General features: G+C 58.8%; 5 protein-coding genes. 2 read left to right on the plus strand and 3 right to left on the minus strand.

The window, feature by feature from the left end; all coding sequences use genetic code 11:
• Positions 1–276 precede the first annotated feature (276 nt).
• Positions 277–1,077, minus strand: coding sequence for a hypothetical protein (locus tag ACI38B_RS06460; RefSeq protein ID WP_439730033.1), 801 nt, complete (start codon positions 1,075–1,077; stop codon positions 277–279).
• A complete protein-coding gene (locus ACI38B_RS06465) occupies positions 1,058–1,786 on the minus strand; it encodes a helix-turn-helix domain-containing protein (RefSeq protein WP_439730034.1) in 729 nt (242 codons plus the stop codon). Before ACI38B_RS06465 ends, ACI38B_RS06460 begins: the two co-directional genes overlap by 20 nt.
• Before the next feature lie 206 nt (positions 1,787–1,992).
• Here ACI38B_RS06465 and ACI38B_RS06470 point away from each other — a divergent pair, with 206 nt between their 5' ends.
• Both ACI38B_RS06470 and ACI38B_RS06475 read left to right on the plus strand, forming a co-directional pair.
• A complete protein-coding gene (locus tag ACI38B_RS06470) occupies positions 1,993–2,280 on the plus strand; it encodes a DivIVA domain-containing protein (RefSeq protein ID WP_439730035.1) in 288 nt (95 codons plus the stop codon).
• Positions 2,281–2,440: 160 nt separating this feature from the next.
• A complete protein-coding gene (locus ACI38B_RS06475; RefSeq protein WP_439730036.1) occupies positions 2,441–4,099 on the plus strand; it encodes an amino acid permease in 1,659 nt (552 codons plus the stop codon).
• A gap of 810 nt (positions 4,100–4,909) precedes the next feature.
• Here ACI38B_RS06475 and ACI38B_RS06480 read toward each other — a convergent pair.
• Positions 4,910–5,752, minus strand: a complete 843-nt coding sequence (locus ACI38B_RS06480) for a thiazole synthase (RefSeq protein WP_439730037.1) — start codon at positions 5,750–5,752, stop codon at positions 4,910–4,912.
• Positions 5,753–5,778: the final 26 nt, after the last annotated feature.

Below are 5,778 nucleotides of genomic sequence, written 5' to 3' on the forward strand. Positions count from 1 at the left end.
TGGTCGCACGGCGGTCTGGTGTGGCTGGCTGGGTTGCTGGTTCTGCTGGTATCTGCCGGTCATGCCACCGCCTGGTCGCACCATAGCGAGATATCACCGGGCACTCTGAGGATTTGGCTGGTATCTGTCCGCGGTGCGATCACTCAGTCGCACCACTGTCAGATTCACCCGCCGTTGGTATTGTTCCCGCGGCTATCTGCCCGCCATGTCACTGCTCAATCGCACGACGAGCGAGTATACCCAGAGTGATTAGTTGCCGCCGCCCTCTAGCGGGAATCACAACAGTCCGTAATGCTCATCGAGCCACGCGCGCATGTCGGCTTTCCTCGGCATTTCAATCAGTAATGACAGTATCGCCACGGTGCGTAAGCCATTGTTGCGCTGCTCTTCTGGCATGTTTCGCCACCAGTAGTCAGTGGGGTCGCTCAGTACTTGGTGAAGTGTTCGGACATTTTTTCTGTCACTATCACTTGCATTGTTGAGTCTGAGCAGCTCCTGTTCTGGAGAATCAATCAACGAGGCAAGTGTTGCGGCGTCGACAAGGTGACGGTCGATATTGCCCTGCGGAGCTTCTCGCCATGATGCGATTTTCATCAATAGCGCCCCGAGGAGGTCGGGAACTTCGATGATGGCGCTTTCGCCTTGGAATGCCAGCGCCACTTGCATATGTCGTTGGAGTGCTTTGCGCGATCCAGGCATCCCAAGCATTCGGCTGGTCCCTAGAAAAGCCCGTCGTTGTTGGCGTGGCGATAAATGATTATCAACTAGCAGGTCGACTGTCTGGTTGCCTTTGACCATTCTGGTTGTGTATTGGCTGAGGCTGCCTTGTCGGATGGCAAACCCCAATGTGATGAGGTCATTGCGTACGCGCATCACCGAGTGCTCGTATGAGAGCACGTTGATGAGGAAATCGGCGTCTGTGGTTGGACGGATGGCGACGTGATGCATCAGCGCATGCAGTTGCGTCATCAGGCCGCCGGTCAGCATCCACGTATGCGGGTCATCGGTGAGTTGCGCAAGGTGGAACACGGTTTCCCACGGTGTGGAATGCGGGATATCAACTACTGGTAACGGCATGATGATTCTTTCTGTTGAAATCGTGCAACATTGAGTCGAGCATGTCGAGTCCGGCGTTGCTTTCTCTTGGGTCCGGCGACTGCGCCAAATCGGCGGCGCAGACGCTCATGGGCATCTCGTCGCCATGCGGGGGAAGAAAGTTTGCAGTGTGTATGATCAATGTCGTTGGGGGAGTGTTTTCGCGAATGAAGGTGCGCTTCATCAGGGATGTGCTGATTGCCGCCGAAAGATAGCCTTCCAATATGGAGGGGGATTCCAGCTGGAATGTTGGGGCGGTCTGGTCAGTGCATCCAGATGGAATGATGTACCGCCGGATTACCTGGATGTCTGAGTGATGTGCCCAGAAGCAGGTTCGAGTGGCGCGCATTCGCACGGTTTCAGACAAGTGACGCGCATCCGTTGACTTCAGCATGCTGCGGATTCGATACCGTTCTTGTGAGGTGATCCATGTTGCGGGCAGCCCCGCAATAAGGTACAGCGCGGCGAAAGCCATGCGTGGGGATAGCGGCCGGCCTGCCGAGCGAGGACGTGCCCTGTATGCAAGTACTGATTCATTGCTGATAAGCAGGCTGTGTTGCGCGATGTCGGCGACGCCGAGTGTGCCCTGTTCTGCCAGCGCGCGGACGCGTCTGGGGCTGATGCCAAGGCATGAGGCTGCCTGGGCTACGGTGACAAATGTTCCGTCCGTTCGTATCTGCTTCATAGCCATAGTATATACATAATCATACCGATTCCGGAATAATACATGATATTTGGGCCTCAAGATTTCTGGATTGGGCGGAGCGATAGTCACAACTATTCGCTTGCACGTATAGTTTTGACTATCGCCACTGTCTTGCCGCTGCCACCGGAGTCAGCCGCCTGCGATGGGTATGATGGTGGATAATTGCCCGCAGAATCCACAGAAAGGCGATTATGGACACGCTCACGGCCGAGAAGGTCCGCAACCAGGTTTTCAAGCTCACCTTCTTCAACGAGGGGTACAGGATCGATGACGTCGATTCCCTGCTTGACAGAATCGAGTCGCTTGCGGCATGGGAGACGCATCACCCCGAGAACGTGACGGTGACCTCCGACATGCTCGTTCCGTCCCAGCTGCCGGTCGCGCGCTTCCGGGAGACGTACAAGAAGGACAGTGTCGACGCGTTCATCGAGGAAGCCAGAGAAGCGTTGGAGTTTTACGAAAACTACAGGTACCACTGAGGGGCGAGGAGCGGGCTGTGAGGGGTCGTCTGCGGAACCGCTTCGGCGCCGTAAGCCATCGCAGACGTCCATCGCATAATCGCCTGCGTTCGTGGTCGCCAGCCGTCACAAATTGGTGCTGTCGCCGTTGCCGTCGGACAGGAGTAGGGTTGAGAACATTATGACTTCTTCTGAACATTCCTCTTCCGCGGACAACGCGAAAGCCGACGGCGTGAAGACAGACGCTGCGCAGTCCGGCATCACGAAAATTGTCCACACGCAAGCTGGCGCCACACAAGCCGCCAGCACAAAGCCCGCCGCCGCGTCCAACCCTCCGGCGGGTGCCGAACCCAACCCCCACGAAACCGCCGGCATCGCCTCCGTTGAAAGCCTGGACAAGGGCAACGAGATGGAACGTGGCCTGACCAACCGCCACGTGCAGTTCATCGCCATCGGCGGCACCATCGGCACGGGCCTGTTCCTCGGCTCGGGCAAATCCATCGCGCTCACCGGCCCGAGCATCGTCCTCGTGTATATCGCGGTCGGCGCAATCATGTTCCTACTCATGCGCGCCATCGGCGAAATGATGTATCGCGACCCCAGCCAGCACACTTTCATCAACTTCATCGACCGGTATCTCGGCCACGGCTGGGGCAGATTCGCCGGCTGGTCGTACTGGATCGTCCTCGTGCTGATCGGCATGACCGAAATCACCGCGGTCAGCACGTATTTCGTCACCTTCTTCCGCACCTTCGGCATCGAGCTGGGCGCTTGGAAATGGCTGATTGAACTGTGCTTCCTTGCGGCGCTTACCACCATCAACCTCATTGCCGTCAAAGCGTTCGGCGAAGCGGAATTCTGGTTCTCGATGATCAAGATCACACTCATCGTCGCGATGATCGTCACCGCCATCGTCATGGTGGTCATCCACTACCACTACCCGTCCGTTCACATCCCCGGCTCGGACGGCGTCAGCCCCGCCGGGCACGCCGGCTTCGACAACCTGTGGAACGGCTTCTCCTTCGCGCCCAACGGCTGGCTGGCCTTCCTCATGAGCTTCCAGATGGTGTTCTTCGCTTACGAAATGATTGAATTTGTCGGTGTCACCGTCTCCGAAACCCAGAACCCGCGCAAAGTGCTGCCGAAGGCAATCAACGAGATCATCATGCGCGTGCTCATCTTCTACGTGGGCGCGCTGCTGGCGATTATGGTCATTGTGCCGTGGCGCAGCTTCAAGCCCAATGCCGACGGCTCCTTCGCCTCGCCGTTCATCATGGTGTTCCGCTATGCGGGCCTCGACTGGGCCGCCGCGCTCGTGTTCTTCGTTGTGATCACCGCCGCGTCCAGCGCCCTCAACTCGCTGCTCTACTCGGCCGGGCGTCACCTGTACCAGCTTGCCGTGGACTCGCCGTCGCCGCAGCTCAACAAGCTCGGTGTCGTCTCAAGCCGCCGTGTGCCGGCCCGCGCGATTCTCGTATCTGCCGCGCTGATTCTTCTGTCGCCGATCATCAACGCGTTCCCGAAGATGTCCAGTGCGTTCGTGCTGTTCGCCAGCGCCTCCAGCGCGGTGATCATCTTCATCTACATCCTCACGATGATCGCGCACGAACGGTATCGCCGCTCGCCGGACTTCATCGCCGACGGCTTCCTGATGCCCGCCTACCGGTTCACTGATGCGCTCGCGATTGCGTTCTTCGTGTTCGTGTACGTGACGCTGTTCCTCGCCGCGGACACGCGCGGCCCGGCCATCGCCGGACTGGTGTGGCTGTTGGTGTTTGGCGGGTACTGCCTGCTGCACGAGCGCTACCAGAACCGCGATTTGCAGGAGGCGCTGCGGTAGTCGGTCGTGGTGCTGTGGGCTGGTGCGTCGGCGGTGTGGCTTGCGGGCGCGTCGGTGCTGCGGTGTGGTTTGCTGGCGGTGTCGGCGGGCTGATTGGTCTGACTGGTCGGCTGAATGATGTTTTCCGTTGGAATCTGGGAGTTCAGGCCGGTCCGGTTCTTTGGGCGGTGTTCTCCCGGGAGAAGTTGGATTCGCCGATGTTCTCCCACTCGAATCCGGGAGTTTGTGAGCATTGCGTGCTTCTGGGCAATATCTCCCAAATGAGAATGTTGGAATTCCGCGGTTCTTGAAATTGCCCCGAAATAGCTATGTGGGAGAACACCATCGGATTCGCATATTCGTAATAATCTCCCACGAAAAACCAGGAGTTGTTCTTCTGACGACAGACTGATGGACGTTCTCCCACAGTCCATGTGAGTTCAGTCGGGCATATGGCCCGATGGCATCGGCCGCGTATTCTTCGTGCGGGAATTTCTTGTCTGCTGACGTCTGTCAGCCCGGTCTATTCTCGCTGCTGTGAATCGGCAATCGATGAGAAACCGTACTGCGACTTACCGGCTGTGCCGAGCTGAATTTCCGCGGTCGGCGGTCCCAGCCGGCAATCTGCGTTAACCTTAACCCACGATTTGCATAAACCTTAACCCACGATTTGCATAAATGCACTGGGTAATCGACGGGTATCTCGCGTATCTGTGGTGCCCGCGAAGCGCAACTTCCTGAACCGATGGGCAAAGGCATGATTCTGCATGCAGCGGTGGCGGACAATCAACGTTGAGTGACTGCCACCGCCGCATACCTGAGCGGCGTCGCTCAGTGCAGGTAATCCGCCGCGTTCGTCGGGCTTGACGGTACGGCATGGCCTTCGGTCACCGTGCCCAGCCCGGACAGGTACGCCTCGCGTCCCGCCTCAATCGCATGCTTGAACGCCCTCGCCATGAGCGGGATGTTGCCGGCGCTAGCGATGGCCGTGTACGCCATCACCGCGTCCGCGCCCATTTCCATCGCCTCGGCCGCCTGGCTTGGCCGGCCGATTCCGGCGTCGATGATTACCGGCACGTGCGCGTTGGCGATGATCACCTCGATGAAATCACGCATCCGCAGACCCTTGTTCGAGCCGATCAGCGAGCCGAGCGGCATGACGCACGCGGCGCCCGCCTCCTCGAGTTGCCGTGCGGCGATGGGGTCGGGGAACATGTACGGCATGACGACGAACCCCTCGTTGGCGAGGATTTCCGTGGCTTTGATGGTTTCGCGGTTGTCCGGCAGCAGGTATTTCGTCTCATGCTCGATTTCGATTTTCACGAAATCGGTCTGGCATACTTCGCGGGCGAGCCGGGCGATGCGCACCGCGTCTTTTGCGTTGCGCGCGCCGGATGTGTTCGGCAGCATCGTGATGCCCTTGGGAATGTAGTCGAGCAGGTTGTTGTCGGTGGTGCGGCAGCGGCGCAACGCCATGGTGACGATCTGGGTGCCCGCGTTCTCGATGGTCGCCTTGATGAGGTTAAGATCGTACCGTCCCGATCCCAGGATGAACCGGCTGGTGAACTTGTGCCCGCCGAGGATCAGCGGGTCGGATTCGCCGGTGGCGATGGAATCATAGGCGTGCGCGTCCGGCTCGGGCAGAATCGCGGTGTTGGTCGCGGTGCCGACCAGTTCGTCGAGGCTGGGTTCGGCGTTGT

Source organism: Bifidobacterium sp. (assembly GCF_051876855.1).
Lineage (GTDB): Bacteria > Actinomycetota > Actinomycetes > Actinomycetales > Bifidobacteriaceae > Bifidobacterium.

Coding starts and splice junctions, on each gene's coding strand:
- ACI38B_RS06465 (WP_439730034.1), bottom strand. CDS start 1,786: ATGGCTATGAAGCAGATACGAACGGACGGAACATTTGTCACCGTAGCC.
- ACI38B_RS06470 (WP_439730035.1), top strand. CDS start 1,993: ATGGACACGCTCACGGCCGAGAAGGTCCGCAACCAGGTTTTCAAGCTC.
- ACI38B_RS06475 (WP_439730036.1), top strand. CDS start 2,441: ATGACTTCTTCTGAACATTCCTCTTCCGCGGACAACGCGAAAGCCGAC.
- ACI38B_RS06460 (WP_439730033.1), bottom strand. CDS start 1,077: ATGCCGTTACCAGTAGTTGATATCCCGCATTCCACACCGTGGGAAACC.